26 protein-coding genes are annotated in these 26,526 nt (G+C 70.9%); 16 read left to right on the forward strand and 10 right to left on the reverse strand.

Features of this window, described 5'->3' with window-relative positions:
* Window positions 1-491: 491 nt before the first annotated feature.
* From A5481_RS11605 to queE, 3 genes are all read right to left on the reverse strand, one after another.
* The gene (locus tag A5481_RS11605; RefSeq protein WP_064503958.1) at window positions 492-1,169 is read right to left on the reverse strand and encodes a nucleotidyltransferase family protein; all 678 of its coding nucleotides are present in this window, start codon (window positions 1,167-1,169) and stop codon (window positions 492-494) included.
* A 12-nt stretch (window positions 1,170-1,181) separates the two neighbouring features.
* The gene (gene queD, locus A5481_RS11610; protein ID WP_048432111.1) at window positions 1,182-1,538 is read right to left on the reverse strand and encodes a 6-carboxytetrahydropterin synthase QueD; all 357 of its coding nucleotides are present in this window, start codon (window positions 1,536-1,538) and stop codon (window positions 1,182-1,184) included.
* A gap of 74 nt (window positions 1,539-1,612) precedes the next feature.
* A complete protein-coding gene (gene queE, locus A5481_RS11615; RefSeq protein ID WP_048432110.1) occupies window positions 1,613-2,245 on the reverse strand; it encodes a 7-carboxy-7-deazaguanine synthase in 633 nt (210 codons plus the stop codon).
* Window positions 2,246-2,593: 348 nt separating this feature from the next.
* Between queE and A5481_RS11620 the strand changes: the two genes are divergently transcribed.
* The 4 genes from A5481_RS11620 (at window position 2,594) to A5481_RS11635 (ending at window position 7,141) form a co-directional block, all read left to right on the forward strand.
* Window positions 2,594-4,147, forward strand: a complete 1,554-nt coding sequence (locus tag A5481_RS11620) for a serine hydrolase (protein ID WP_197514173.1) — start codon at window positions 2,594-2,596, stop codon at window positions 4,145-4,147.
* Between the two features lie 4 nt (window positions 4,148-4,151).
* On the forward strand, window positions 4,152-4,922 hold the full coding sequence (locus A5481_RS11625) for a hypothetical protein (RefSeq protein ID WP_048432109.1): 771 nt from the start codon (window positions 4,152-4,154) through the stop codon (window positions 4,920-4,922).
* A gap of 51 nt (window positions 4,923-4,973) precedes the next feature.
* On the forward strand, window positions 4,974-6,083 hold the full coding sequence (locus A5481_RS11630; RefSeq protein WP_048432108.1) for a CobW family GTP-binding protein: 1,110 nt from the start codon (window positions 4,974-4,976) through the stop codon (window positions 6,081-6,083).
* Between the two features lie 98 nt (window positions 6,084-6,181).
* On the forward strand, window positions 6,182-7,141 hold the full coding sequence (locus A5481_RS11635; protein ID WP_048432129.1) for a GNAT family N-acetyltransferase: 960 nt from the start codon (window positions 6,182-6,184) through the stop codon (window positions 7,139-7,141).
* A gap of 9 nt (window positions 7,142-7,150) precedes the next feature.
* On the opposite strand, the gene A5481_RS11640 is transcribed toward A5481_RS11635, so the two are convergent.
* The 5 genes from A5481_RS11640 to A5481_RS11660 all read right to left on the reverse strand — a co-directional run bounded on the left by A5481_RS11640 (window position 7,151) and on the right by A5481_RS11660 (window position 11,187).
* On the reverse strand, window positions 7,151-7,480 hold the full coding sequence (locus tag A5481_RS11640) for an HPr family phosphocarrier protein (RefSeq protein WP_048432107.1): 330 nt from the start codon (window positions 7,478-7,480) through the stop codon (window positions 7,151-7,153).
* A gap of 176 nt (window positions 7,481-7,656) precedes the next feature.
* A complete protein-coding gene (locus tag A5481_RS11645; RefSeq protein WP_048432106.1) occupies window positions 7,657-8,058 on the reverse strand; it encodes a PTS sugar transporter subunit IIA in 402 nt (133 codons plus the stop codon).
* Between the two features lie 88 nt (window positions 8,059-8,146).
* Window positions 8,147-8,596 carry an HPr kinase/phosphorylase gene (locus A5481_RS11650; RefSeq protein WP_053082223.1) on the reverse strand — a complete coding sequence of 150 codons (450 nt, stop codon included), beginning with the start codon at window positions 8,594-8,596 and terminating at the stop codon, window positions 8,147-8,149.
* Window positions 8,597-8,601: 5 nt separating this feature from the next.
* A complete protein-coding gene (locus A5481_RS11655; protein ID WP_245238613.1) occupies window positions 8,602-10,311 on the reverse strand; it encodes a sensor histidine kinase in 1,710 nt (569 codons plus the stop codon).
* A gap of 159 nt (window positions 10,312-10,470) precedes the next feature.
* Complete coding sequence (locus A5481_RS11660) at window positions 10,471-11,187, reverse strand: response regulator transcription factor (RefSeq protein ID WP_048432104.1); 717 nt, start codon at window positions 11,185-11,187, stop codon at window positions 10,471-10,473.
* Window positions 11,188-11,512: 325 nt separating this feature from the next.
* Between A5481_RS11660 and A5481_RS11665 the strand changes: the two genes are divergently transcribed.
* The 4 genes from A5481_RS11665 to A5481_RS11680 all read left to right on the forward strand — a co-directional run bounded on the left by A5481_RS11665 (window position 11,513) and on the right by A5481_RS11680 (window position 15,685).
* On the forward strand, window positions 11,513-12,280 hold the full coding sequence (locus tag A5481_RS11665) for a HugZ family pyridoxamine 5'-phosphate oxidase (RefSeq protein ID WP_048432103.1): 768 nt from the start codon (window positions 11,513-11,515) through the stop codon (window positions 12,278-12,280).
* Window positions 12,281-12,509: 229 nt separating this feature from the next.
* A complete protein-coding gene (locus tag A5481_RS11670; RefSeq protein ID WP_048432102.1) occupies window positions 12,510-14,120 on the forward strand; it encodes a phosphoenolpyruvate carboxykinase in 1,611 nt (536 codons plus the stop codon).
* Window positions 14,121-14,218: 98 nt separating this feature from the next.
* Window positions 14,219-15,307 carry an NAD(P)/FAD-dependent oxidoreductase gene (locus tag A5481_RS11675; protein ID WP_048432101.1) on the forward strand — a complete coding sequence of 363 codons (1,089 nt, stop codon included), beginning with the start codon at window positions 14,219-14,221 and terminating at the stop codon, window positions 15,305-15,307.
* A 126-nt stretch (window positions 15,308-15,433) separates the two neighbouring features.
* Window positions 15,434-15,685 carry a hypothetical protein gene (locus tag A5481_RS11680; protein WP_048432100.1) on the forward strand — a complete coding sequence of 84 codons (252 nt, stop codon included), beginning with the start codon at window positions 15,434-15,436 and terminating at the stop codon, window positions 15,683-15,685.
* A gap of 14 nt (window positions 15,686-15,699) precedes the next feature.
* Here the strand turns inward: A5481_RS11680 and A5481_RS11685 are convergent, their stop codons facing one another.
* Entirely contained in the window at window positions 15,700-15,984 is a 285-nt protein-coding gene (locus A5481_RS11685; protein ID WP_048432099.1) for a hypothetical protein, read from the reverse strand.
* A 251-nt stretch (window positions 15,985-16,235) separates the two neighbouring features.
* Here A5481_RS11685 and lepA point away from each other — a divergent pair, with 251 nt between their 5' ends.
* On the forward strand, window positions 16,236-18,041 hold the full coding sequence (gene lepA, locus A5481_RS11690; protein WP_048432098.1) for a translation elongation factor 4: 1,806 nt from the start codon (window positions 16,236-16,238) through the stop codon (window positions 18,039-18,041).
* 231 nt (window positions 18,042-18,272) lie between these two features.
* Complete coding sequence (locus A5481_RS11695) at window positions 18,273-19,751, forward strand: TadE/TadG family type IV pilus assembly protein (protein WP_082172928.1); 1,479 nt, start codon at window positions 18,273-18,275, stop codon at window positions 19,749-19,751.
* A gap of 212 nt (window positions 19,752-19,963) precedes the next feature.
* Here the strand turns inward: A5481_RS11695 and A5481_RS11700 are convergent, their stop codons facing one another.
* Window positions 19,964-20,389 (reverse strand): hypothetical protein, encoded by a 426-nt coding sequence (locus tag A5481_RS11700; protein ID WP_053082224.1) that lies wholly within the window; start codon window positions 20,387-20,389, stop codon window positions 19,964-19,966.
* 359 nt (window positions 20,390-20,748) lie between these two features.
* On the opposite strand from A5481_RS11700, the gene A5481_RS11705 reads away from it, so the two are divergent.
* The 6 genes from A5481_RS11705 (at window position 20,749) to A5481_RS11730 (ending at window position 26,508) form a co-directional block, all read left to right on the forward strand.
* Window positions 20,749-22,038 carry a glutamate-5-semialdehyde dehydrogenase gene (locus tag A5481_RS11705; RefSeq protein WP_048432095.1) on the forward strand — a complete coding sequence of 430 codons (1,290 nt, stop codon included), beginning with the start codon at window positions 20,749-20,751 and terminating at the stop codon, window positions 22,036-22,038.
* Window positions 22,039-22,100: 62 nt separating this feature from the next.
* Window positions 22,101-22,724 carry a nicotinate-nucleotide adenylyltransferase gene (locus A5481_RS11710; RefSeq protein ID WP_048432094.1) on the forward strand — a complete coding sequence of 208 codons (624 nt, stop codon included), beginning with the start codon at window positions 22,101-22,103 and terminating at the stop codon, window positions 22,722-22,724.
* Window positions 22,725-23,017: 293 nt separating this feature from the next.
* Window positions 23,018-23,329 (forward strand): ribosome silencing factor, encoded by a 312-nt coding sequence (gene rsfS, locus A5481_RS11715; RefSeq protein ID WP_048432127.1) that lies wholly within the window; start codon window positions 23,018-23,020, stop codon window positions 23,327-23,329.
* A gap of 34 nt (window positions 23,330-23,363) precedes the next feature.
* On the forward strand, window positions 23,364-23,852 hold the full coding sequence (gene rlmH / locus A5481_RS11720; RefSeq protein WP_048432093.1) for a 23S rRNA (pseudouridine(1915)-N(3))-methyltransferase RlmH: 489 nt from the start codon (window positions 23,364-23,366) through the stop codon (window positions 23,850-23,852).
* Window positions 23,849-25,180, forward strand: a complete 1,332-nt coding sequence (locus A5481_RS11725; RefSeq protein ID WP_048432092.1) for a murein hydrolase activator EnvC family protein — start codon at window positions 23,849-23,851, stop codon at window positions 25,178-25,180. The genes rlmH and A5481_RS11725 overlap by 4 nt, the downstream gene beginning before the upstream one ends.
* Complete coding sequence (locus tag A5481_RS11730; protein ID WP_048432091.1) at window positions 25,180-26,508, forward strand: S41 family peptidase; 1,329 nt, start codon at window positions 25,180-25,182, stop codon at window positions 26,506-26,508. The genes A5481_RS11725 and A5481_RS11730 overlap by 1 nt, the downstream gene beginning before the upstream one ends.
* Window positions 26,509-26,526 lie beyond the last annotated feature (18 nt).

The following is a 26,526-nucleotide window of genomic DNA, read 5'->3' on the forward strand; positions in this document are numbered from 1 at the left end:
TTCTCGGCCCGGTGGCGGCTGCCCGCTCCCGGTCCGTACGCAAGATACGCTTGCCGCCTTCGCCTCGGACGGAGGTCGGCGGCCGGGTCGAAGGCCTGGGGAAGTCAACCGACTTCGGCCTTTTTCCCGTGGTTCACCCCGGTCTATCAACAACTGGTCTCGTTTCTCTTAAGGCCCGCCGGCCCTCGAAAACCGCGAGGCGGGTCCGAGGGTTGGCGGTCGCCTCGTGGACCCGTCCACGGCGCATCGCGCCGCAGGGCGAATCCGGTCGAGCGAGAGCGGGACGAGACCCGCGCGAAGGGCGGGCATACGTGGAAAACTAGGCCGTGCGGGGGATGCTTCGCAACAGGAACGATTGGGCCTAAGGTAAAGCGATCCTTACGCAAGACGTCCGCCCACGCCCGATCCACAGCCTGTCCGGCGGCAAGGTCCTGGAATCGTGACCGTTTCGTTGAAGCACTGCCGCAGCCTTCGGAAAGACCCGTGCAGGCTCAACGGCTTGTCGAGAACGGGGAGGGCCCGGGGGACAGGCCGGTGGACAGCGCGGGCGTGTCCTTCGCGCACTTGACGGCGGGATCGCCCGCCCCATCCCACGCCAGCACCGTCAGCTCGGGCCACAGCGCCCGCATCCGCTCCGCCTTCGCGGTGTAGGTCCGGGCGTTGGCGAGCGCCGGGTTGGGACGCAGCACCAGCCCGAACAGGTCGTCGAGGCCGAAGGGCGCGGCGATCGACAGGGTGTCGTCGGGCTCCAGCCGCACCCCGACGGCGTGGACGATCGCGGCGTAGCGCGCGAGCGCCGCGTCGGCATCGGGCAGGGGCGGGTAGGGGGTGCCGAAGCGGGCCTCGAACCAGAGATGGACCCGGGCCTGGTTGCGGATCTCGACCGGGCCGGGACAGGGCGTCAGCACGGGTGCGGCGCGCCGCAGGATCGCGTCCTCGGCCTCCCAGGACGTGTCGGGGTCGAAGTAGATCAAGTCGTAGTCGCGGATGCCGTGCCCGCGGGGCCGGCCGGTCAGGGCGTTCCAGACCGTCTGGTAGAGGCAGCCGGCGACGAGGCGCCATTGCGGCAGGGCGAGGGAGCGGGCCGCCGCCAGGAGCGTCATCAGGCCGGGGTCGGCCCGGACGATCGCGGCGAGGCGGCGCCGGTGATCCGCCTCCTCAAGTGTCATGCGCCGACAGGCTCACGCGCCGGCATACTCCGCCCACGACATCGGCGTCTCGAACACCTTGACCGAGGCGAGCAGCGGCAGGGCGGGCTTCGTCTCGTTCCAGATCCAGGCCGCGATGTGCTCGGCGGTCGGGTTCTCGAGGCCCGGCACCTCGTTGAGGCAGTAATGGTCGAGCCGCGCGAGCACCGGCGCGAAGGCCGCCTCGACGTCGAAGAAATCGACCACCCAGCCGGTCGCCGGGTCGACCGGCCCGTCGAGGGTCAGCTCGACCCGGTAGGAATGGCCGTGCATGCGGTGGCAGCGATGGGTCGGGGGCACGTTCGGCAGCCGGTGGGCCGCCTCGAACGTGAAGGCCTGGGTGATCTTCATCTGTGGTCGCGTCTGGGAATGAATGTGGACAGCGCCTTAGCACCGATGTCCGGGCGGGCGAACCCGCGGCCGGCTCACGGGATGCCGATCAGCTTGTGGGTCTGGAGGCTCAGGCGCCAGCGTCCGTCGCGCAGGCAGTGGGCCACCGCCGCCTCGGTATTGGCGATCCTGTCGGGTCCGTCCATCGGCTGGAGCCAGAGATGGCGGAAATCGAGCTCGGCCAGCGCGTCCGGGTCGAGGCCGGCCTGCGGGTAGACGAGCTTCAGCTCGTGGCCGCGGGTGAGGCGCAAGGGGGCGCCGGCCTTCGGGCTGACGCAGACCCAGTCGATCCCCTCGGGCGGCACCTGCGTGCCGTTGGTCTCGACCGCCGCCTCGAAGCCCCGGGCATGCACGGCCGCGAGCAGCGCCTCGTCGAGCTGCAGCAGCGGCTCGCCGCCGGTGAACACCACGTAGCGCGGGCCCCGTGCCTCGCCCCAGCAGGCCGCGATCGCCGCCGCCAGGGCCTCGGCGTCGGGAAAGCGCCCGCCGCCGATCCCGTCGGTGCCGACGAAGTCGGTGTCGCAGAACCGGCAGACCGCGTCCGCCCGGTCGGCCTCGCGCCCGCTCCACAGGTTGCAGCCGGCGAAGCGGCAGAACACCGAGGCGCGCCCGGCCTGGGCGCCCTCGCCCTGGAGGGTGTGGAAGATCTCCTTGACGGCGTAGCTCATGATGTCGGTCGTCGGGCGCCGCCGGTCGGCGTCGCGCGCGTTGCTCCAGATGACAGGGACGGTCGTCCTGCCGTGTCAGATGGGGATCGCGTCGGCAAGCGCACCGGGCGCGGGTCCGGTCCGCGCCTGTGGACGGGCCGGGGATGGCAGCGCCGCCACGCTCCCGCCACGGATCGCGCGTTCATGGGGGCGTCGCGCGGCGCTGTCAAAAGCTTCGCCGCTGCCCTACAATCACGGTCGGTCCGCCGTGCGGTGCCCGGGGCGGCGCGACCGGACGGCCTCAACCGGGTGCCGGACGGTCGCGGGATGCGCCGCGGAGCGGCACCGGCACGACGGGAACTCATCGGAATGCTGACACGTGCGCTGCTGCCGCGCCTCGCCGGACGCCTCTTCGGCCTCGGCGCCTTGCTGGCCGCCGGAACGGCGGGGGCCGTCACCGCGCCGATGCTGGTCGTCGACGTCGATTCCGGCAAGGTGATCTACAGCCAGGGCGCCACCGACCCGTGGTACCCGGCCTCGATCACCAAGCTGATGACGACCTACGTCGCCCTCGACATGGTGCGCCAGGGCCGCGCCTCGATGGACCAGCTGCTCACCATCTCGGAGGCGGCCGCCGCCGAGCCGCCCTCGAAGATGGGCTTCAAGCCCGGCACCCAGCTCACCCTCGACAACGCCCTCAAGATCATCATGGTGAAGTCGGCCAACGACGTCGCCTGGGCGATCGGCGAGAATCTCGGCGGCTCGATCGACGGCTTCGCCGCGCAGATGAACGACACCGCGCAGCGCCTCGGCATGCGCGACAGCCACTGGTACAACCCCAACGGCCTGCCCGACGCGCGGCAATGGACCTCGGCCCGCGACATGGCGGTCCTCGCCCGGGCGCTCCTGCGCGACTTCCCCGAGAACCGCGAGCTGTTCTCGATCTCGGCGATCCAGTTCGGCCGCGCCGTGATGCCGAACCACAACGGCCTGCTCGGCCGCTATGCCGGCGTCGACGGGATGAAGACCGGCTTCATCTGTGCCGGCGGCTTCAACGTGGTGGCGACCGCCAACCGCAACGGCCGGCGCATCATCACCGTGGTGATGGGCCAGCCGAGCGCCCGCGAGCGCGACCTGAAGGCCGCCGACCTGTTCGATTACGGCTACGGCCAGTCGGGCTTCAGCTTCGGCGGCCAAACCCTCGCCGACCTGCCGACCTCGAGCATCGCCGCGCCGCCCGACATGCGGCCCTATATCTGCGACAAGCGCCGGCCGATGCCGACCGACGCCGATTCCTCCGCGGTGACCGCGGGCGCGGCGGCCGGCGGCAACGCCGACAACGCCAACGCCCAGCTGATGGCGGCGGGCGCGCCGCCCTCCTCGGCGCTCGCCTTCGCCACCATGAACAGCGCCGCCCTGCGCAACCGCGCCCTGCCGCCGCGGGCGCCGCTGCAGCCGGTGCTGGTCTGGACCGGCCGCGACCCGGCCGAGAGCGCCATCGCGGCGACCGACGAGGCCGCGCCCGCCAAGGCCGCCAAGGCGGCGCCCCGGGTGAAGCTGGCCAAGCCCGCACCGCACAGGCCGGCCCCGAGCCGCAGCATCGCGGCCACCGGCGCGACCGTGCCCCAGCCCAAGCTTCTCGCCCGCCAGAAGGCCTCCGCGCCCGCCGCGGCCTCCGCCTTCGCCTCGACCGGCCCCGCCACCGCGGTGATCGCCGAGCCGAAGGACCAGAAGGGCCACAAGGCGGCGGCCAGGCCAGCCGTGAAGCCGGCCGCCAAGCCGGCGGGAAAGCCCGCCCAGAAGGCCGAGGCCAAGGACGGCGCCAAGGACGGCGCCAAGGATGTAGCCAAGAGCGCGGCCAAGAGCGCCGCCAAGACGCAGAAGACCGCCGCCAAGTCGTCGGCGCACAAGAAGGACGACTGAGCCGGTGGGCGCCGGCGCGGCGCCGTCCCTCTGCCCGGACGAGGTCCTGGCCTATCGCCGCAGCCGGACCCGCTTCGCGCCCGGCGAAGGCCTCGCCCTCGACGAAGCCTACCGCCTCGCGCACCTACCCCTGGTGGCGCCCGGCCATCCGGGCGTGATCCGGTCCCGCGCGGGCCGATCCTACGAGAACGGGCGCCATCCCCGCATCGTGTCGCTGGTCCTGCCGGTGCCGCATGCGCGCCTCGCCGCCCCGGCCCATGCCGCGCTGGAGCGGGACCTGCGCGCGGCTCCCTTCGCGGCGAAGATCGCCTGGGACGTCGCGGCACGGCGCACGGACCGCCTGCACGCCACCCTGTGCGGCTCCCTGGCGGTCGGGCCCAGGGCGGTGCCGACCGTCTCGCCGGAGCAGCGGAGGGCGCTCGCCGCCCTCGGCCCGGTCACGGTCGAATTGCGCGGGCTGTTCTCCGGCACCGTCAATCTCGGCCGGCTCTACCTGCGGGTCTACCCCGAATGCCGCGACGGCGCCGACGTGCTGGGCGCGATCCAGCGGATCATGGGCCGGCCGGAAACCGGGCTCTACCTCGTCGGCCTGCACAATCTCGTCGACGACCTCGACCCGCGGGAGGCCGCGGCCCTCGCCGACCTGATCGCGCGCTGGTGGGACCGGCCGATCCTGCGCCTCGCGGTCGATGCGCTCTGCCTGCTGTGGGCGACCGACGACCTCGTGCTCGACGGGGGCGTGCTGGGGCGGGTTCCGCTCACCGCGCGGGATTGACGTTCGGCGACGGGATGCGCAGTTCGCGGTGACTGCTCGACGAGACCGCACATGACCGACGCCCCCGGCCGCCCCGCGCCGATCCCGCTCACCGTCCTCACCGGCTTTCTCGGGGCCGGCAAGACCACGCTGCTCAACCGGCTCCTGCGGGCGCCGGAGCTCGCCGACACCGTGGTCATCGTCAACGAGTTCGGCGAGATCGGGCTCGATCACCTGCTGATCGAGACGGTGGACGAGGGGATGATCCTGCTCGGGGCCGGCTGCCTGTGCTGCACCGTGCGCGGCGACCTGATCGCGACGCTGGAAGACCTGCTGCGCAAGCGCGACAACGGGCGGATCGAGCCGTTCCGCCGGGTGGTGATCGAGACCACCGGCCTCGCCGATCCGGCGCCGATCCTGCACGCGCTGCTCTACCACCCCTACGTGGCGATGCGGTACGCGCTCCAGGGCGTGGTCACGGTGGTCGACGCGGTCAACGGCGCCGGCACCCTCGACGCGCATCCGGAGGCCCTGCGCCAGGTCGCGGTGGCCGACCGGCTGGTCCTGACCAAGGCCGACCTCGCCGGGGACGGGGGCGCGGCCCTGCGCGCCCGCCTCGGCCAGATCAACCCCGGCGCACCGATCCTGGCACCGGACGCCCCCGCCGACGCCCTGCTGGCCGGCCTGTTCGACCTCGACGGCAAGGTCGCGGACGTGCGGGCCTGGCTGGGTGCGGAGGCGGATCACGGCGACCATCATCACGGTCACGATCACCACCACGGCCATCACCACCACCACGACGTCAACCGCCACGACGCGGCGATCCGCGCCTTCCACCTGGTGAGCGACGCGCCGGTGCCGCGCTCCGCCTTCGAGATGTTCCTCGACCTGCTGCGCTCGGCCCACGGCCCCAAGCTCCTGCGCCTGAAGGGGCTGGTGGCGCTCGCCGACGATCCCGGCCGGCCGGTCGTGGTGCACGGGGTGCAGCACGTCGTGCACACGCCCGCGATCCTGCCGGCCTGGCCCGACGGCGACACCCGCTCGCGGCTGGTCCTGATCGTGCGCGACCTCGATCCCGCCTTCGTGCGCCGGCTGTGGGATGCGTTCCTGGGCCGACCGGTCCTCGACGGGCCGGACGCCGCGGCGCTGAGCGACAACCCGCTGGCGATCCCGGGAGGCTGAGGCCGGGAGGCACGGCTCTTGAAACGCCCCTCCCGGAGCGGCCGCCAGGGCCGCACCTCCGTCCCGTTCCGGGACGGATGACCCGGAACGAGGCGGCGATGAGCACTCCCTTCACGCTGATCGAGGGCGGCAAGCCCGGCGCGGTGAGGCTGCGGGCGGAGCTGCGCCATCCCTCGTCGCTGCGCGAGACCGAGGTCGAGGCCTGGCGCAGCCTGATGGGCCGGGCGCTCGAGCCGAGCGTCTACGCCGATCCCGACTTCACGCTGACGATGGCGCAGCACCTCGCCGACGGTCAGACCCTGGCGCTGCTGCTGGTCTGGCAGGACGGCCTGCGCACGCCGATCCTGCGCGGGCTGCTGCCGCTGCGCCTGCCGGCGCGCCAGGGCCTCGCCGGGCGCGCGCAGCTCTGGCGCCTGCCGCTCGCCGGCACGGCCGAGGCGGCGATCGATGCCGACCAGGCCGGCGCGGTGCTGCGCGCCGCCCTCGACCACCTGCGCCAATCGTCCTTGCGTCTCGTCGACCTGCACTGGCCCGACCTGCGGCCGGATTCCGGCCTCGCCGTCGCCCTCGGCGAGGCCGCCGGCAGCACGGGTCGTCGCCTCGCGGTCACCGAGCAGGCCGCCTTGCCGGCCTCCGCGCCGGCGCCCCTGACCCTGCCGTCGGGCCGCACCTCCCTCGAGCGGGTGCGCGAACCGGCGCGCCTGCGCGACGCCGTCGAGCATTTCCTGGTGCTCGACGCGCGGCGCGGACCCGGAAGCCTGCTCGCCGATCCCGCTGCGGCGACGGCCTTCCGCGTGGTGACGCGGCGCTTCGCCCACCGGCGGCAGGCCTGCGTCGATCTGGTGCGGCGAGACGGGGAGGTGGTGGCCGCGGCGGTGCATCTCGCCACCGGGCGGCACGACACGATCTGGCGCCAGGCCGGCCTCGGCCTCGCCCAAGCCCCCGCGGTCGCGCCGGAGCCCGCCCGGGTCGAGGCCCTGGTCACGGTCGGGCCGGCCGGCGCCGCCCGGCCGGCCCGGGAGCGGACGGTCCTGCAGCGCCTGTGGCGACGGGCGTGAGGGGCGGCGCTACTCGTCCTCGCCGAAGCGATTGGCAAGGAGGGCGCTGATCGCCTCCATGCACGAATCCTGGTCGGGGCCGAGGGCCGTGACCCGGATGCTGGTGCCCTGGGCGGCCCCGAGGGTGAGAAGGCCCATGATCGAGCGGCCGCCGACCGTCTCGCCGCCCCGGCTCACCGTGACCTCGGAGCCGAACTTCTCCACCGTCTGGACGAACTTGGCGGAGGCGCGGGCGTGGAGACCGCGGCGGTTGATGATCGGCAGGTCGCGGGCGCTGGCGCCCTCGGGCACCGGCGGGAGATCGCCATCCTCGTCGTCGGTGTCGGTGAAAGACGTCATCGGTCGGGGCACCTGCTCGGAGCCGGTTCGGACCGGCTGCGGCGGTCGTCCGGCCCTCGCGCGCGTCCTGCGAGCCCGCGCGCAACTTGGGGATCGGCCCGATCCGGTTGCCGGGCCGGGGAGGGAAGCTAGAGCGCGCGACGCCGAAGGCGAGAGGCCGCGCCGCGCCCGCCGGGCTATTTTCCGGCCAGGACCCGCGAGGCGACGTTGATGTACTTGCGCCCCGCCTCCTGGGCGTGGAGCACCGCCTCGCCGAGGGATTCCTCGTCGCGCACGCTGGCGAGCTTGATCAGCATCGGCAGGTTGATGCCGGCGACCACCTCGACCGAGCCACCGTTCATGCAGGAGAGCGCGAGATTCGAGGGCGTGCCGCCGAACATGTCGGTCAGCACGACGACGCCGTCGCCGGAATTCACCCGGCACACCGCCGACATGATGTCCTTGCGCCGGACCTCCATGTCGTCTTCGGGGCCGATGGTGATCGTCTCGAGCTGCTCCTGCGGCCCGACGACGTGCTCCAGCGCGGCCTTGAATTCCGTCGCGAGCAGGCCGTGGGTGACGAGCACCATTCCAATCATCGACACGAGTTCCGACGCCCCGTTGGAGCCGAGCCGCCATTTTGTGCAGCGCAAAGGCGAGCGCAAGAGCAATGCGGCGAAATCCGCATCAATCGGTCATCATCATGACACGGAGGCGGCGCCAACGCCACAACACCGTTCCGGCCCGGCCGGGGCCCGGCGACAGGATCGTCCTGGGCAGCGCCACCCCGTGGAGAAGGACCGTCTCCTGCGCCGTCTCGGGCATCCGCGGTGCCCCCTCGGCGAGGTCGACGACGAGGCGCAGAACCGCCGAAGGCACCGCCGGTTCAACGGCTTGCAGCCCGAGGCCGCGCAGCTCGAGCAGGCCCGGGAGGGCCGGGTGCGGGGCGGCGACGAGGCGCCCGTGCCGCTGCGTCAGAGCCACCCGGTCGTCGGCGACGAGGGCCGCGAAGAGGCCCGAGATAGCGCCGAGCCCGAGAAGATCACGCACCAGGGTCGATTTGCCGCTGCCCGACGCGCCGCGGATCAGGATCCCGTCCTCGCCCACCACAACGCAGCTGGCATGAACCGCGGCCACGTCGGTCAGCGGCTCTGGGCCGGGATCCGGACGATGAAGCGGGCGCCGAGCAGGGCCGGATCGCCGTCCTCGTCCGGGGCCCCGAGGCGGTTCTCGGCCCGGATCGTGCCGCGATGAGCCTGGACGATCTGGCGCGAGATCGACAGGCCGAGACCCGAATTCTGCCCGAAGCCCTGTTCCGGCCGGTCGGTGTAGAAGCGCTCGAAGATCCGCTCCAGCGCATGGGGCGGGATGCCGGGGCCGTCATCCTCCACGGTGAGCTCGACGGCGTTGCGCCGGCGCCGCAGCATCACCCGGACGGTCGCGCCCTTGGGCGAGAACGAGCGGGCATTGTCGAGGAGGTTGTTGACCACCTGGCCGAGCCGGCTGTCGTGGCCGAGGATCGCGAACGGATCCTCGCTGCCGGCGGGAGCGGGCTCCACCGTCAGGTCGATGGAGGCGTCGCCCCGGCGCCGGCGCTCGTTGGCGACCGACACCACCGTGGTGATGAGCTTCCTCAGATCCACCCGCCCGGCCTCGGCCCGGGCGAGCTCGGCATCGAGGCGCGAGGCGTCGGCGATGTCGCTGATCAGCCGGTCGAGGCGCTTCACGTCGTGCTGGATGACCTGCATCAGCCGGCCGCGCGATTCGTCGGTCCTGGCCAGCGGCAGGGTCTCGACGGCGCTGCGGAGCGAGGTGAGGGGATTCTTCAGCTCGTGCGAGACGTCCGCGGCGAAGTTCTCGATCGCGTCGAGGCGGCGGTAGAGCGCCTGGGTCATGTCGCGCAGCGCCCCCGAGAGGTGGCCGATCTCGTCGGTGCGGCGGGTGAAGTCGGGGATCTCCTGGCGCGACTTGATGCCGGTGCGGACCCGCTCGGCGGCCTCCGCCAGACGCCCGACCGGGCCGACGATCTGGCCGGCGACCAGCATCGACAGCACCACCATCACGAGGGCCGCGATGATGAAGACCTGCAGGAGCGAGAACCGCTCGGCCGCGATGATCTTGTCGATGTCGCCTTCCTGGGTCGAGAGCAGCAGGGCGCCCCGGACGGTGCGGCCGCGCTGGATCGGCACCGCCACCGACACGATGGTCTCGCCCGGGCCGTTGCGGCGCACCAGGGTGCCGCGGGCCCCGGCCAGCGCCCGCTGCACCTCCGGCAGGGTGCGCCCGTCCGCGGGACCCGGCTCGTCGGCGGAGGAGGGGCGGCCGAGGCCCGGGACATGCGTGCGCACCGCGTTCCAGGCCTGCTCGATCAGGCTCGGGCGCTCCTTGTGCGCGGCGGGCGGGTCGCGGCTGAGGTCGCCGCGGATGTAGAGGCCGCGCGAATCGATCAGCATCGTGCCGTCGCGGTCGTAAACCCGGGCGCGGGTGCCGGTCGGGGTGATCAGGCGGCGCAGGAGCGGGGCCACCCGCTCCGGGTTGAGGGAGAATTCGAGGCCCGAGGGCGCCTCGTCGCCGAAGGCCCCACCCTCGCCGGCCTGGAGCTGGAGCAGGCGGTCGGGATCGATGGTGATCGCGTCGGTATCGACGGTCGCGGAGGCCGCGATCGCGCCCGCGATGATGTCGCCCTGCGTCAGCAGGCTCTGGACCCGCGCCTCGATCAGGCCCTGGCGGAACTGGTTGAGGTAGAGGAAGCCGATCAGCAGCGCGATCAGCCCGGCGAGGTTCAGGACCACGATCCGCCGGGTCAGGCTCGAGGCGAAGCGCTCCGCGATCCAGCGCCGGATGCTGCGCAGCCCGAACGGCTCGCGCGCCGCCTCGGCGTCCGGATCGATCTCGCTCGACGGCCTCACCGGGGTGACGCCCAGGGAGCGGACCTTGCCGCCCAGCAGGCGGCGAACGGCGCCGAGGCCGGATCCATCGCTCACGCGGTCAAATCTCTCGAGAACAAGCGCCTACATTTCCTTGAAACGGTAGCCGACGCCGTACAGCGTCTCGATCATGTCGAAGCTGTTGTCGGTCACCTTGAACTTCTTGCGCAGGCGCTTGATGTGGCTGTCGATGGTGCGGTCGTCGACGTAGACCTGGTCGTCGTAGGCCGCGTCCATCAGGGCGTTGCGGCTCTTCACGACGCCGGGGCGCTGGGCGAGCGCCTGCAGGATCAGGAACTCGGTCACGGTCAGCGTCACCGGCTCGCCCTTCCAGGTGCAGGTGTGGCGCTCCGGGTCCATCATCAGCTGGCCGCGCTCCAGCGAGCGGGCGGCGGCGGCCTCCGCCTCCCGGGCCGAGGCGCCGGGCCCCGCCTCCTTGGCGGCGAAGCGGCGCAGCACCGCCTTGACGCGCTCGACCAGGAGACGCTGCGAGAACGGCTTCCGGATGAAGTCGTCGGCGCCCATCTTGAGGCCGAACAGCTCGTCGATCTCCTCGTCCTTCGAGGTCAGGAAGATGACCGGGATGTCGGATTTCTGGCGTAGGCGGCGCAGCAGCTCCATCCCGTCCATGCGCGGCATCTTGATGTCGAAGATCGCGAGGTCGGGCGGCGAATGCTTCAGGCCGTCGAGGGCGGAAGCGCCGTCGGTGTAGGTCTGGATCCTGTACCCCTCGGTCTCCAGGGCGATCGACACGGAGGTCAGGATGTTGCGGTCGTCATCGACGAGGGCGATGGTCGGCATGGGCATTCCCTGGGGGCGCGGGCGTCGCCCGCAGGACATACCGGCCCTGCTGAACGTCACCCGACTGGAACCGGTTCCGGACCCGGCAGATCTCGGGCATGGCGGCTCTGCCCAAAAAGGCTGGACAGTGGCCGCGACGCCACGATTTCGACTCCCTTAAGGCCATCTCGCCGAAAAAGCGAGCACCCGTGGCGAGGCCGCCACAGGTTGCCACGACCGGGCTCGCGACGAGCGTCCCGGGCCCGCGGCGTCGCGCGGCCTGGACGGGCCCTCGCGCCGACGCCAAGGTAAGGCGCGAGAGACGCGCGACGAGGGGGGAGACCGCATGGCCGAGGCAGAGAGGAAGCAGGCCGCGCCGCTGCCGGCGGCCGAGGCGCCGTTCGACGCGATCGGCCTCGCCAAGTCGCTGCTGCGCCGGATCCGCGCGGGGGCGCTGGCGACCCTGGAACGCGACGGGGGCGCGCCGTTCGCCTCCCTGGTCACCGTGGCGACCGATCTCGACGGGACGCCGCTCCTGCTGCTGTCGCGCCTCTCCGCCCACACCCTCAACCTGGAGGCCGACCCGCGCTGCTCGATCCTCCTCGGCGCGGGCGGCAAGGGCGATCCCCTGGCCCATCCGCGCCTGACCGTGACGGGCACGGCCACGCGCAGCGCCGAGCCCCGGGTGCGGGCGCGCTTCCTCGCCCGCCACCCCAAGGCCGCGCTCTACGCCGACTTTCCGGACTTCGCCTTCTTCCGGGTCGAGGTCCGGGCCGGCCACCTCAACGGCGGGTTCGCGAAGGCCGCGACGCTGACGGGGCCGGAACTCCTCGCCGACCTCGCCGGCCTCGACGCGCTGGCCGACTCCGAGCCCGGCGCCGTCGCCCACATGAACGAGGACCATGCCGACGCCGTCGCGCTCTACGCCACGCGGCTCGCCGGCGAGGAGCCGGGACCGTGGCGGCTGACCGGGCTCGACCCGGACGGCCTCGACCTGATGGCCGGCGAGCGCACCGCCCGGGTCGTCTTCCCGACCCCCCTGGCCGATCCGGCCGCCCTGCGCCCGACCCTGGTGGCGTTGGCGGCACAGGCCCGCGCCATCCCCAGCTCATGACACAAAGTCGAGCTTGTCACGGCCCGTTCGAGCGAATCCGATTGAACCGTGAAGTTTCGCCACCTACTAAAGCAGCCCACCGGGACGCCTTGATCGGCCTCGGCGCGACGGCGCGCGACCTGCTACGACGGGCATGGTCACCGCACCCGCCGCATGGGTTAAGTCAATCGGCCCGATCCGGACCGGCTGCCGGCCGGGGTCCCAACGGTCGGCGCCAGGAGGAACAGGCGTGAACGACATCGGCGTATTCAACGAGGCGTTCGGCGCCGACAAGATCGGCCTGCGCAACCTCAAGCGCGTCAACTGGAACCTGGAGGCGCCGAGCCTCTACGAGCACGCGCTGCAGCGCGGCGAGGCCCAGCTCGCCGCCGGCGGCGCCCTGGTCGCTGAGACCGGCATCCATACCGGCCGCTCGCCCAAGGACAAGTTCGTCGTCCGCGACGCCGACACCGAGAACGAGGTGTGGTGGGAGAACAACGGCGCCATCACCCGGCCCCAGTTCGACACCCTCTTCGAGGACTTCATGGCCCATGCCGAGGGGCGTGAGCTGTTCGCCCAGGATCTCGTCGGCGGTGCCGAGGTCGGTCACCGGGTCCGCACCCGGGTCTTCACCGAGTATGCCTGGCACTCGCTGTTCATCCGCAACCTGCTGATCCGCCCGGAGCGCGAGACCCTCGCCGACTTCGCGCCGGAGCTGACCATCATCGACCTGCCGAGCTTCCGCGCCGACCCGGCCCGGCACGGCTGCCGCACCGAGACCGTCATCGCGGTCGACTTCTCGCGCAAGATCGTGCTGATCGGCGGCACGTCCTATGCCGGCGAGATGAAGAAGTCGGTCTTCACCTACCTGAACTACGTGCTGCCCAAGGCCGGCGTCATGCCGATGCACTGCTCGGCCAACGTCGGCCATGAGGGCGACTCGGCCCTGTTCTTCGGCCTGTCGGGCACCGGCAAGACCACCCTGTCCTCCGATCCGAATCGCGTGCTGCTGGGCGACGACGAGCACGGCTGGAGCCCGAAGGGCATCTTCAACTTCGAGGGCGGCTGCTACGCCAAGACCATCCGCCTGTCGAAGGAGGCCGAGCCCGAGATCTACTCCACCACCGAGCGCTTCGGCACCGTGATGGAGAACGTCGTCATCGATCCGGTCACCCGCCTGCCGGACTTCGACGACGCCTCGCGCACCGAGAACACCCGCTGCGCCTACCCGCTGCCCTTCATCAGCAATTCGAGCGCCACCGGCCAGGCCGGGCACCCGAAGAACATCGTCATGCTGACCTGCGACGCCTTCGGGGTGCTGCCCCCGATCGCCAAGCTGACCGGCGCCGAGGCGATGTACCACTTCCTCTCGGGCTACACCGCCAAGGTGGCCGGCACCGAGAAGGGGCTGAAGGGCCCGGAGGCGACCTTCTCGACCTGCTTCGGCGCGCCGTTCATGCCGCGTCACCCCTCCGTCTACGGCAACCTGCTGCGCGACCTGATCGCCCGTCACCACGTCGATTGCTGGCTGGTCAACACCGGCTGGACCGGCGGCGGCGTCGGCGTCGGCCGCCGCATGCCGATCCGGGTCACCCGCCGTCTCCTGACCGCGGCCCTGGACGGCTCGCTCGCCAAGGCGGATTTCCGCCGCGACCCGTATTTCGGCTTCGCGGTGCCGACCTCGGTGCCGGGCGTCGAGCCGCACATCCTGTACCCGGTCAAGACCTGGCAGGATAAGGCCGCCTTCGCCGAGACGGCGAAGAGCCTCGTCGAGATGTTCCAGAACAACTTCAAGCGCTTCGAGGCCCATGTCGATGCCGACGTGCGCGCCGCCGAGCCGACCATGTCGATCGCGGCCTGATTTTTTCACGTTCCGATCATGAGAGGGCCCTTCTCCCCGGAGAGGGGCCCTTTCTCGTTGTATAAGCTCCAACGAAGAAACAGAGGGAGGAGCGGCCGATGATGGTGCTCGTCGTCGGTGCCGGCGTGGTCGGCCTCGCGATCGGTCGGGAACTGGCCCTGCGCGGCCACGAGGTGATCGTGGCGGAAGCGGAGGGCGGCATCGGGACCGGCGTGTCGTCGCGCAATTCCGAGGTCATCCATGCCGGGATGTACTATCCCACCGGCTCGAGCAGGGCGCGCCACTGCGTCGAGGGGCGGCGCCGGCTCTACGCCTTCTGCGCGAGCCACGGCGTGCCCCACGCCAAGATCGGCAAGCTGATCGTCGCGGCAACCGAGCCGGAGGGAGCGAAGATCGCGGCGATCCACGCGCAAGGGGTCGAGAACGGGGTCGAGGGCCTGTCGCTCCTCGACGGCCGCCAGGCGCGCGCGCTCGAACCGAACCTGACCTGCCACGCCGCGCTCCTCTCGACCGAGACCGGCATCGTCGACAGCCACGCCCTGATGCTGGCGCTGCAGGGCGACATCGAGGCGGCGGGCGGCGCGCTCGCCTTCAACACGCCGATCGCGCGCCTCACCCGCTCGCCCGAGGGCTGGGTGGCGCGCTTCGGCGACACGGACGAGATCACGGTCGATGCCGTCGTCAACGCCGCGAGCTTCGGCGCGCAAGCGCTCGCCCGGGCGACCGAGGGCTATCCCGAGGCCCGGGTGCCGCGGCTGGTTCTGGCCAAGGGCAACTATTTCGGCTGCACCGGCCGCCCGGCCTTCTCGCGGCTGATCTACCCCGCGCCCGTCGAGGGGGGCTTAGGGATCCACCTCACCCTCGATCTCGCCGGCCGGATGCGCTTCGGCCCCGACGTCGAGTGGATCGACGCCCCCGATTACGAGGTCGATCCCGGCCGCGGCGGCCTGTTCACCGCCGCGATCCGCCGCTACTGGCCGGGGCTCCCCGACGGCGCGCTGGTGCCCGACTACGCCGGCATCCGTCCGAAGCTGTCGGGTCCGGGGGAGGGGGCGGCCGACTTCCTCATCGACGGACCGGCCGAGCACGGGTTGCCGGGGCTGGTGCACCTCTTCGGCATCGAGAGCCCGGGGCTGACCTCGAGCCTGTCGCTGGCGGAGGACGTGGCGGATCGGTTGGGGGCGTGAGGTTCGCTGCCACGGCCGGCCATGGATGACGTGTCGCCACTGGCACTTGACGCTGACGCTTATCGCGCCGCCAATAGGCGTCAATGCGTTGACGTTTCGACGTCTGAACGGCGTCGCGGAGGCCCCATGGCCGCACAGTTCACCGATTCCGGTGCGCCGGAGCAGGACAAGAATGCCGACAAGCTCACGCTGAGACTGTCGGCTGACAACAGGCAGGTCCTCGAATGGATCGCGAGCCGGTACGGCAATATCACTCTCTCGGAGGCCGTCCGTCGCGCACTCGGGACCGAAAAATTTCTCCTGGAGCAAAAAGAGAAGGGTGCATCGATCCTGATTCAGGAAAGCGATGGGCGCATAAAAGAGGTCGTGTTCCGCTGATCTCGGTCGGCGGATCACTTCCTCTGGCTGAAATAGAAACCCATCGCAGTCCCGTAGACGCCGAACAATCCGGGTAGGATGATCGACAAGATGTCTTTCAAGGCCGCGGTCCTGTCCGGGAATGCTACCACCAGGCCGATCGCCGAGATCGAAAGCAGAACGATGGCGTAGGTCAGATGGATCGTGACGCGCTGGCGAAAGTCCTCGTGTCGGCGCTCCAGAACGTCGGGCGCGATGGCCATCTTGTCGACCTCGACCAGAGTCGGTCTCCGCCCCGCATCGCTGTCGTCCCTGTCCATGGTCCGATCCCTGCGTCATCTCCCAATCCAGGTTATGCCGAAACCTGAGCGGTAGTCACTTCGTTCTAGCGCGACCGTGGGAACGGGGCTGCTGCCGGGCGCCGCCCGTGAGGCGCGTCGTGGAACGTGTCGCGTGCGTCCGGCCGCCGTCTTGGCGCGGCGGGGTGCCGCTGCTATCTCCCGTCGACTCTTATCCTCACCGCCGTGCGCCCCGCGCATCGCCGCGCCTGCGCGCCGGAGACAGCCCCACAATGACCGCGTCCCCCATCGACAACATCCGCAACTTCTCGATCGTCGCCCATATCGACCACGGCAAGTCGACGCTGGCCGACCGGCTGATCCAGATCACCGGCGCGGTCGCGGCGCGCGACATGAGCGAGCAGATGCTCGACTCGATGGACATCGAGAAGGAGCGCGGCATCACCATCAAGGCGCAGACCGTGCGCCTGGAATACAAGGCGCAGGACGGGCGCGACTACGTCCTCAACCTGATGGACACGCCCGGCCACGTCGATTTCGCGTACGAGGTGTCGCGCTCGCTCGCCGCCTGCGAGGGCTCGCTGCTGGTCGTCGATGCCTCCCAGGGCGTCGAGGCGCAGACGCTCGCCAACGTCTATCAGGCGCTGGACGCCAACCACGAGATCGTCCCGGTCCTCAACAAGATCGACCTGCCGGCGGCCGAGCCCGACCGGGTCAAGGAGCAGATCGAGGAGGTGATCGGCATCGACGCCAAGGACGCGGTGCCGATCTCGGCCAAGACCGGCATCAACATCGAGGCGGTGCTGGAGGCGATCGTCACCCGCCTGCCGCCGCCGAAGGGCGACCGTGCCGCGCCCCTCAAGGCCCTGCTGGTCGATTCCTGGTACGACGTCTATCTCGGCGTCGTCGTGCTGGTGCGCATCGTCGACGGCGTGCTCAAGAAGGGCATGACGATCCGCATGATGGGCGCGGACGCCGCCTACGGCGTCGAGCGCCTCGGCGTGTTCCGGCCCAAGATGCAGGACATGGCCGAGCTCGGCCCGGGCGAGGTCGGCTTCTTCACCGGCTCGATCAAGGAAGTGGCCGATACCCGCGTCGGCGACACCATCACCGAGGACAAGCGCAAGACCAAGGAGGCGATGCCGGGCTTCAAGCCGGTGCAGCCGGTGGTGTTCTGCGGCCTGTTCCCGGTCGACGCCGCCGACTTCGAATCCCTGCGCGGCGCGATGGGCAAGCTCCGGCTCAACGACGCCTCGTTCTCCTACGAGATGGAGACCTCCGCCGCCCTCGGCTTCGGCTTCCGCTGCGGTTTCCTCGGCCTCCTCCACCTCGAGATCATCCAGGAGCGGCTGGAGCGCGAGTTCAACCTCGACCTGATCTCGACCGCGCCGAGCGTGGTCTATCACCTCAACATGTCCGACGGGGAGAAGCGCGAGCTGCACAACCCGGCCGACATGCCCGACGTGATGAAGATCGACACGATCGAGGAGCCGTGGATCCGCGCCACCATCATGACGCCCGACGAGTATCTCGGCGGCGTGCTCAAGCTGTGCCAGGACCGGCGCGGCACGCAGATCGACCTCAACTACGTCGGCAAGCGCGCCATGGTGGTGTACGATCTGCCGCTCAACGAGGTGGTGTTCGATTTCTACGACCGGCTGAAATCGATCTCGAAAGGCTACGCCTCGTTCGACTACCACATCTCGGATTACCGCGAGGGTGATCTGGTGAAGATGTCGATCCTGGTGAATGCCGAGCCGGTCGATGCGCTCTCCATGCTGGTCCACCGCACCCGCGCCGAGAGCCGCGGCCGGGCGATGTGCGAGAAGCTGAAGGATCTGATCCCGCGCCACCTGTTCCAGATCCCGGTCCAGGCGGCGATCGGCGGCAAGATCATCGCCCGCGAGACCATCCGGGCCCTGTCGAAGGATGTCACCGCCAAGTGCTACGGCGGCGACATCTCCCGCAAGCGCAAGCTCCTCGACAAGCAGAAGGAGGGCAAGAAGCGCATGCGCCAGTTCGGCAAGGTCGAGATCCCGCAGGAGGCGTTCATCGCCGCCCTCAAGATGGACAGCTGATCCGGGGATCCGGACCGGATCAGCCACATCCGACAAAGCCGCCGGTGACGCCGGCGGCTTTGTCGTGCGGCGGCCACGAGCGACCGAACGCATCAATTCAGCGCGCGACATGCAGCCGCTGCAAACATGTAAAACAACCGAAACCGCGTATATCATACTTATATTATACTATATAAATTCCTGTTGAGCATCGATTTCACTGCGGTACGTGCCGCAACGGCATGTTAACGCATGGTGCGCATGGTCTCTCCGGTGCAGGGAGAGGAGCCGCTGGAAACGATGCCTGGACGCGGTGCCGCTCGCTGGAAACGCTTCTCTGCCGATCGATCCGGCAGCGTCGTGATCGTCTTCGCCCTGCTCGCTCCGGTCCTGCTCGGCATGGTCGGTCTCGCCGTCGATTACGCGACCTGGACGATGCAGCGCGCGACGCTGCAACAGGCGGCGGATGCGGCGTCCCTGGCGGTCGTCTCCGACATGCAGGTCTCGGGAGCGAACACGCAGCGGATGCAGTCCCTGGCGGATGCCTACGTGAAGAGCAACGTGAAGCTCCAGCGCGGCGATGGAGCCGTCAGCGTCAGTCTCACGCCGGTGGTCCGGGAGCGCCCGGGCGGATCGTTCGTGCCCGCCGGCCAGACCGGGGGGCGCGCACCGACCGGGGTCACGGTCACGCTGAGCCAGCGTAAATACGCGATCATGAGCCGGCTGGTCACGCCGCAGCTCACGGACAATCGGGTGTCGGCCACCGCCGAGGCGGTCGGCACCACCCGGCTCTGCGTCGTCGCCCTCGAACCGTCCACCGATCGCTCCGTCCGGCTCGCCGGCGAGTCCCAGATCGACGCCCGCGGCTGCGCGGTCTACGCCTTGTCGACGAGCGCGAGGGCGATCGTGAGCAGTTCGGCCACCCTGCTCGCGTCAGGAACCACATGCGCGGTCGGCGGCTATACCGGGAATTCCCGGAGCTTCGCGCCGCTGCCCGTGACCGGCTGCCCGGTGATCAAGGATCCGCTCGCGGACCGCCCCAAGCCGGATGTCGGGCCCTGCACCAACAACAGGCTCTGGCTTCGCAGAGGAAACCACACGCTCTATCCCGGAACCTATTGCGGCGGGCTCGTGATCGATACCGGTGCCGTCGTGACGATGACGCCCGGCATCTACATCATCAAGGATGGCCCGCTCATCGTCGGGCCGCCGGAGGAGATCGCGGTGACGTTCGAGGTCTGCGACCAACCGGTGAGCGCAGAAATGCTTCCCACCTGCAAGGTCGCGGTCCGCGTCGAGAGGATCGGCTCGCTGAAGGGCGACGGCGTCGGGATCTACTTCACCGGCGATCCTCGCAGAGGGGTCGTCTCCTCCTCGCGGCCGCTGTTACTCCTCCCGTCCTCGGTCGTCGAACTGACCGCGCCGCGGACCGGGCCGATGGCCGGGCTGCTGCTGTTCGAGGACCGTGACTCGCCGTCGGGCCGGGTCTTCGACATCCTGAGCGACAGCGCCCGTCGCCTCGTCGGCACGATCTACCTGCCGCGCGGAACCTTCTCGGTGCGGGCGAACCAGGTCGTGGCCGATCAATCAGAATATACGGCAATCGTCGCCAACAAGATCTATCTCAGCCATCGGCCGCGCCTGACGCTCAACACGCGCTATACAGATACCGACGTGCCGGTGCCCAACGGCCTCGGCCCGACGACCACGCAGATCGGCCTTGCGAACTGAGCGGCGTGCGGCGCCGGCATATCGGAACCGCCTCCGAGGCGGGCGGCCCGTCGAGATGCCCCCGCCGTCGCGGTCGGGTCGCACGATTCCCGACCGGTCGCTCCCGCGACGCGGAAATCGGCTTCGCTCAGGCGTGCGGAGCCCTGCGGCTCCACCGAGCGGGCTGGCGACACGCGATCCGGAGGAACTCCTCCGGATCGCGTGTCGGCCGGTCATATGCCCGGCTGGTTCGGCGCCGGACCGCGGCGGCGGGGGCCCGCGCTGCCGGCCGGCCGCATGGTGACGATCACCGGGTTCGGCTCGTGGTCCAGGGCGGCGCCCGTATAGGCGTCGACGCCGACGCCGATGATGCCGCCGGCCAGCACGTTGCCGGCGACGCTCGCCGCGCCGCGGCCGGCGACCTTCGTCCGCACCGGGATCGATTCCGGGATGTAGCCGGGCTTGGTGAAGGTCGCGACGAACTCGTCCGAGCGATCGACTTCGAGCGTGCACGGCGTGATCGGACAGCCGTACTTCTTGTCCGTGGTCATCGCCGCCCCCGACGGGACCGAGACGAACGAGACCTGCTCCGTCGTACCCCGCACGATGCTGCCGCACGCGCCGAGACCGACCGCCACGAGAGCGGCCGCACTGATCATCTTGATTGACATTGTTGCCCCCAGACCGTCTCTCCGGACGATGCCTCACGAGTGATAGAACGGAGACGGAGGCAATCAAGCGGACATCCCGCTTCCTCACAGGAATGTCGTTCGAGTTGCGAATATGAGACAGTGATGAGCGAGTCCTTCGACAGGATCGTCTTTGAACTAACAAGAGACATCCTTCCTTTCACTGCGACGCGGCAGCGGGGGACGCCCGTCCTGTGTCGGGCGGCGGCCGCGTCCCGTCCCCGCGAGTCCAGCCGCCTGGGACACCCCTTTCGCCCACCCGCCCGGCATGGCATGACGGTGCCCCCTCGAGACCATGGGCCGCTCGCCGCGGCCGGGATGAGACGACCGTGTCCGTACTGAGCCTGAAGCCCCGCCAGGAAGACGTCGACGCGCTGATGCGCGAGATCGGCCGGCGCGCCCGCGCAGCCGCCCGGCGGATGGCTCTGGTCCCAGGCCCGGTGAAGGACGCGGCCCTGCGCGAGGCGGCGTCCTCGCTGCGGGCGGCGAGCGCGACGGTCCTGGCGGCGAATGCCGCCGACCTCGACGAGGCCCGGGCCAAGGGCCTGCCCGCCGCCAGCCTCGACCGCCTGGCCCTGAACCCGGCCCGGATCGAGGCGATCGCCGAGGCGCTCGAGAGCGTCGCCGGCCTGCCCGATCCGGTCGGGCGGGTGCTCGCCACCTACGAGCGGCCGAACGGCCTCGTGATCGAGCGGGTGGCGACGCCGCTCGGCGTCGTCGGGGTGATCTTCGAGAGCCGCCCCAACGTGACGGCGGATGCCGGCGCGCTGTGCCTCAAGGCCGGCAACGCCGCGATCCTGCGCGCCGGCTCCGAGAGCCACCGCAGCGCCACCGCCATCGCGGGGGCGATGGCCGAGGGCCTGACCCGCCACGGCCTGCCGGCGGACGCGATCCAGCTCGTGCCGACGAAGGACCGCGCCGCCGTCGGCGCCATGCTCACCGGCCTCGACGGCGCGGTCGACGTGATCGTGCCCCGCGGCGGCAAGAGCCTGGTGGCCCGGGTGCAGGACGAGGCCCGAGTGCCGGTCTTCGCCCACCTGGAGGGAATCTGCCACGTCTTCGTGCACGAAGCCGCCGACCTCGCCATGGCGCGTTCGATCGTGCGCAACAGCAAGATGCGCCGCACCGGCATCTGCGGCGCCGCCGAGACCCTGCTGGTCGACCGCGCCTGCGCGGCCACCCACCTCGCGCCGCTGGTGACCGACCTCCTCGAAGCCGGCTGTGCCGTGCGCGGCGACGAGGCGGCGCAGGCGGTCGATCCGCGGGTGAGCCCGGCGACCGAGGAGGATTGGCGCACCGAGTATCTCGACGCGATCATCGCGGTGCGGGTCGTCGACGGGCTGGACGCCGCGATCGACCACATCGAGGGGTACGGCTCGCACCACACCGACTCGATCCTGACCGGGGACGGGGCGGCGGCCGAGCGGTTCCTGGCCGAGGTCGATTCGGCGATCGTGATCCACAACGCCTCGACCCAGTTCGCCGATGGCGGCGAGTTCGGCTTCGGCGCCGAGATCGGCATCGCCACCGGCCGCATGCATGCCCGCGGGCCGGTCGGCGTCGAGCAGCTCGCGACCTTCAAGTACCGCGTCCGCGGCAGCGGGCAGATCCGGCCGTGACGGCGTGAGACGTCCGATCGGATGCAGCGGCGACCCGAGGGACCGGTGACCCGGGGCGGCACGTGATCCTGCGCCTGCCGCCCGTCGCGCCGGGCCTGCGGGTCGGCCTCTACGGCGGCTCGTTCAACCCGGCCCATGCCGGGCACCGGCACGTCAGCCGGCTGGCCTTGCGCCGCCTCGCCCTCGACCGGGTATGGTGGCTGGTGAGCCCGGGCAATCCGCTCAAGGACCGCAGCCGCCTGCCCGAGGCGGCGGCCCGGGCCGCGGCGGCGCGCATCGTCGCGGCCGATCCGAGGATCGCCGTCACCGACTTCGAGGCCGGCCTCGACGCCGGGCGGCCGGGCATCCGCTATACCGTCGATACCCTGCGCTGGTTGACGGAGCGGCACGGGGAGGTCCGCTTCGTCTGGATCATGGGCGCCGACAGCTTGGCGAGCTTCCACCGCTGGAAGGGCTTTCGCGAGATCGCCGCCCGGATGCCCTTCGCGGTGATCGACCGGCCGGGCTACACCCTGACGGCGATGGCCTCGCCGGCCGCGCGCCTGCTCGCGGCCTCGCGCATCGACGAGGCCGCCGCCGCCACCCTGGCCGACCGGGCGCCGCCGGCCTGGGTCTTCCTGCACGGACCGCGCTCCACCCTGTCCTCGACGGCGTTGCGCGCCGCCGCCTCCCGGCCCCCGCCCTGATTCCGGGCGATCACCGGGGATTTGCGCGGGTTCTGCTTGAAAATCCGCCATCGGTTCGCCACTGTCTGCGTTCACAGGCATCGGCACCGCGCATGCCGCGGGCAACACCGTCTCGTGGCGCCACCGGGTGCCTTCATCGACAGGGGCCGGCACTGAACGACGCCATCTCTCACGAAGCTCGGGACAACGAGCTTCCCGCCGAAGCCCAGGTGCAGGATTCCCGGCAAGCCTCCGGGACCGTCGCGCCCGAGGCCGCGGACATGAGGTCGGTTGCCCTCGCCTGCCTCGAGGACATGAAGGCCGAGGACACCGTCGAGATCGACCTCCTCGGCAAGACCTCCCTCGCCGATGCCATGATCATCACCTCCGGCCGCTCGCAGCGCCATGTCGGCTCGATCGCCGACAAGGTGATCCAGGAGTTCAAGGGCCGCGGCTTCGGCAACCCCCGGGTCGAGGGCATGCCGGCCTGCGACTGGGTGCTGATCGACGCCGGCGACATCCTGATCCACATCTTCCGGCCCGAAGTGCGCCACTTCTACAACCTCGAGAAGATCTGGGGCGCCGATCGTCCCGCCGACCGGTCCGCCGATCGCCTCGCCGGCTGATCGCCTCTAGACCTCGGCAGACGGAGACGCCGCCATGCGGCTCGCCCTCGTCGTGGTGGGCCGCCTCAAGCGCGGTCCCGAGCGCGACCTCGCCGAGGAGTATCGCGGCCGTGCCGACGCGCTCGGCCGGAGCCTCGGCTTCTCGGCCGTGCAGCTGACCGAGATCCCGGAGAGCCGAGCCCGGCGCGCGCCGGACCGCTGCGCCGAGGAGGCCGGCGCGATCCTGGCGGCGATCCCGCCCGGCGCCGCGACGGTCGTGCTCGACGAGGGCGGGCGGGCGGTGACCAGCACGGATTTCGCCGCGCAGGTCGGCACCTGGCGCGACGGCGGCCGGCCCGGTCTCGCCATCGTGATTGGCGGCGCCGACGGGCTCGACCCTAGTGTCCGGACCCGGGCCGACCTCGTCTTCGCCTTCGGCGCCGCCACCCTGCCGCACGGGCTCGTCCGTGTCCTGGCCCTCGAGCAGCTCTACCGGGCCATGACGATCCTCTCCGGCCACCCCTATCACCGCGGCGCCCCATGACCCGAGCGCTCCTCCCCGCATTGCTGACGGCGGCGCTCGCCTGCGCCGTGCCGGCCGGAATCCGGCAGGCCCGGGCCCAGGCGGCGCCGGATCCGGATCCCGTGGCGAAGGCGCAGGCCGAGAAGGACCGGAAGGCCGAGAGCCTGCGGGCGATCGAGAGCGCGCTGCAAGCCAGCACCGAGACCCGCGCCAAGCTCGAACGCGAGGTGGCCGAGATCAAGGGCGACGGCGCCCGCCTCAACCAGGCGCTGATCGACGCCGCCCGCAAGGCGCAGGAGGCGGAGGACCGCATCTCCGCCCTCGAGGCCCGGCTCCAGACCATGGCGGGCAGCGAGACGGCCCTCCGCCGCTCGCTCGATTCCCGCCGCGGCGTCATCGCCGAGGTGCTGGCCGCCCTCCAGCGCATGGGCCGGCGCCCGCCGCCGGCGGTGCTGGTGCGGCCCGAGGACGTGCTGGCGGCGATCCGCACCTCGATGCTGCTCGGCGCCGTGGTGCCCGAGCTGCAGGGCGAGGCCGAGACCCTCGCCGGCGACCTCGCCGAACTCGTGCGCCTGCGCGGCCTGATCGCCGCGGACCAGGAGACCCTGCGCGGCGACATCAAGGGCTGGGCCGCCGAGCGCCAGCGCCTCACCGCCCTGATCGCCGCCCGCCAGTCCCGCCTCGGCGAGGCCGAGACCGGGCTCACCGCCGAGCGCGAGCGCGCCAACGGCCTCGCCGGGCAGGCACGCAGCCTCAAGGACCTGGTCGACCGCCTCGACGGCGACCTCGCCAATGCCCGACGCGCCGCGGGCGCGGCCAAAGAGGCGGCGGAAGCCGAGAGCCGCGAGACCCGCGAGCGCTTCGCGGCGGCCGCGCTGCGCGATCCGGCCAAGCTCGCCCCCAAGGTGCCGTTCCCCCAGGTGCGCGGCCTGGTGCCGCGACCGGTGAGCGGCGAGGTGGTGCGGACCTTCGGCAGCCCCGACGGGGCGGGGGGCACGAGCCGCGGCATATCGCTCATGACGCGCCCCAGGGGCGTCGTTTCCTCTCCGGCCGACGGCTGGGTGGCTTACGCGGGGGCGTTCCGCTCCTACGGTCGTCTCTTGATCATCAACGCGGGCGACGGCTACTATCTCCTCCTGGCGGGCATGGACCAGATCAACGTCGAGGTCGGTCAGTTCGTGCTCGCGGGGGAGCCGGTCGCCGTGATGGGAGACACGGGCTCCGCACCTTCGGCAGGAGCCGGTGGGCGGAACGATCCCGTCCTGTACGTCGAGTTCAAGAAAGACGGTGGCTCCATCGACCCGGATCCTTGGTGGGCCAAAGGGTCAAGCGAGAAGGTTCGCGGATAATGCGCAAAGTTTCCCTCGTCCTGTTCGGAGCCATCCTGGGCGCCGGGACGGCCACGGTGGCGACCCAGACCCACCTGCTCTCGAGCACGAGCGCCGTCGCCGCCTCGGCCGAGACCTATCGCCAGCTCAGCCTGTTCGGCGACGTCTTCGAGAAGATCCGCACCGACTACGTCGAGAAGCCCGACGAGGCCAAGCTGATCGAGGCGGCCGTCAACGGCATGCTGACCTCGCTCGACCCGCATTCGAGCTACATGGACGCCAAGAGCTTCCGTGACATGCAGGTCCAGACCAAGGGCGAGTTCGGCGGCCTCGGCATCGAGGTCACGATGGAGGACGGCCTGATCAAGGTCGTCACCCCGATCGACGACACCCCGGCCGCCCGCGCCGGCCTGCTCGCCAACGACATCATCACCCAGATCGACGGCGACCAAGTCCAGGGCCTGAGCCTCAACCAGGCCGTCGACAAGATGCGCGGCCCGGTCAACTCGCCGGTGAAGCTGAAGATCAGCCGCAAGGAGTCGAAGGATCCGATCGAGGTCACGCTCAACCGCGACCTGATCCGGATCAAGCCGGTGCGCTCGCGCACCGAGGGCGGCGACATCGGCTACATCCGCCTGACCCAGTTCAACGAGCAGACCTACGACGGCCTGAAGGCCGCCATCGACAAGCTCTCGAGCGAGATGCCGGGCGACAAGCTCAAGGGCTTCATCATCGACCTGCGCAACAACCCGGGCGGCCTGCTCGACCAGGCGGTGATGGTCTCCGACGCCTTCCTCGACCGCGGCGAGATCGTCTCGACCCGCGGCCGCAACCCGGACGAGACCCAGCGCTTCTCGGCCAAGTCCGGCGACCTGACCAAGGGCAAGCCGATCGTGGTGCTGGTCAACGGCGGCTCGGCCTCGGCCTCCGAGATCGTCGCCGGCGCGCTGCAGGACCACAAGCGGGCGACCGTGCTCGGCACCCGCTCCTTCGGCAAGGGGTCGGTGCAGTCGATCATCCCGCTCGGCGGCAACGGGGCGCTCCGCCTCACCACCGCGCGCTACTACACCCCGTCCGGCCGCTCGATCCAGGCCAAGGGCATCGAGCCGGACCAGGAGGTCCTGCAGGACGTGCCCGAGGAGCTGAAGGGCAAGGACGAGACCAAGGGCGAGGCCGGCCTGAAGGGCCACCTCAAGCAGAAGGACACCGAGGAGCGCGGCGGCTCGTCCGCCTACGTCCCGCCGGACCCGGCCAAGGACAAGCAGCTCATCGCGGCGGTCGATTTCCTGCACGGCGTGCAGAAGGGCGCGGCCAACACCGCGAAGACCGCGGACCCGAAGCCGAACTGATCGGACGGTTCCGGGCTC

The sequence above is a fragment of the Methylobacterium platani genome, assembly GCF_001653715.1.
GTDB classification, from domain to species: Bacteria; Pseudomonadota; Alphaproteobacteria; order Rhizobiales; family Beijerinckiaceae; genus Methylobacterium; species Methylobacterium platani.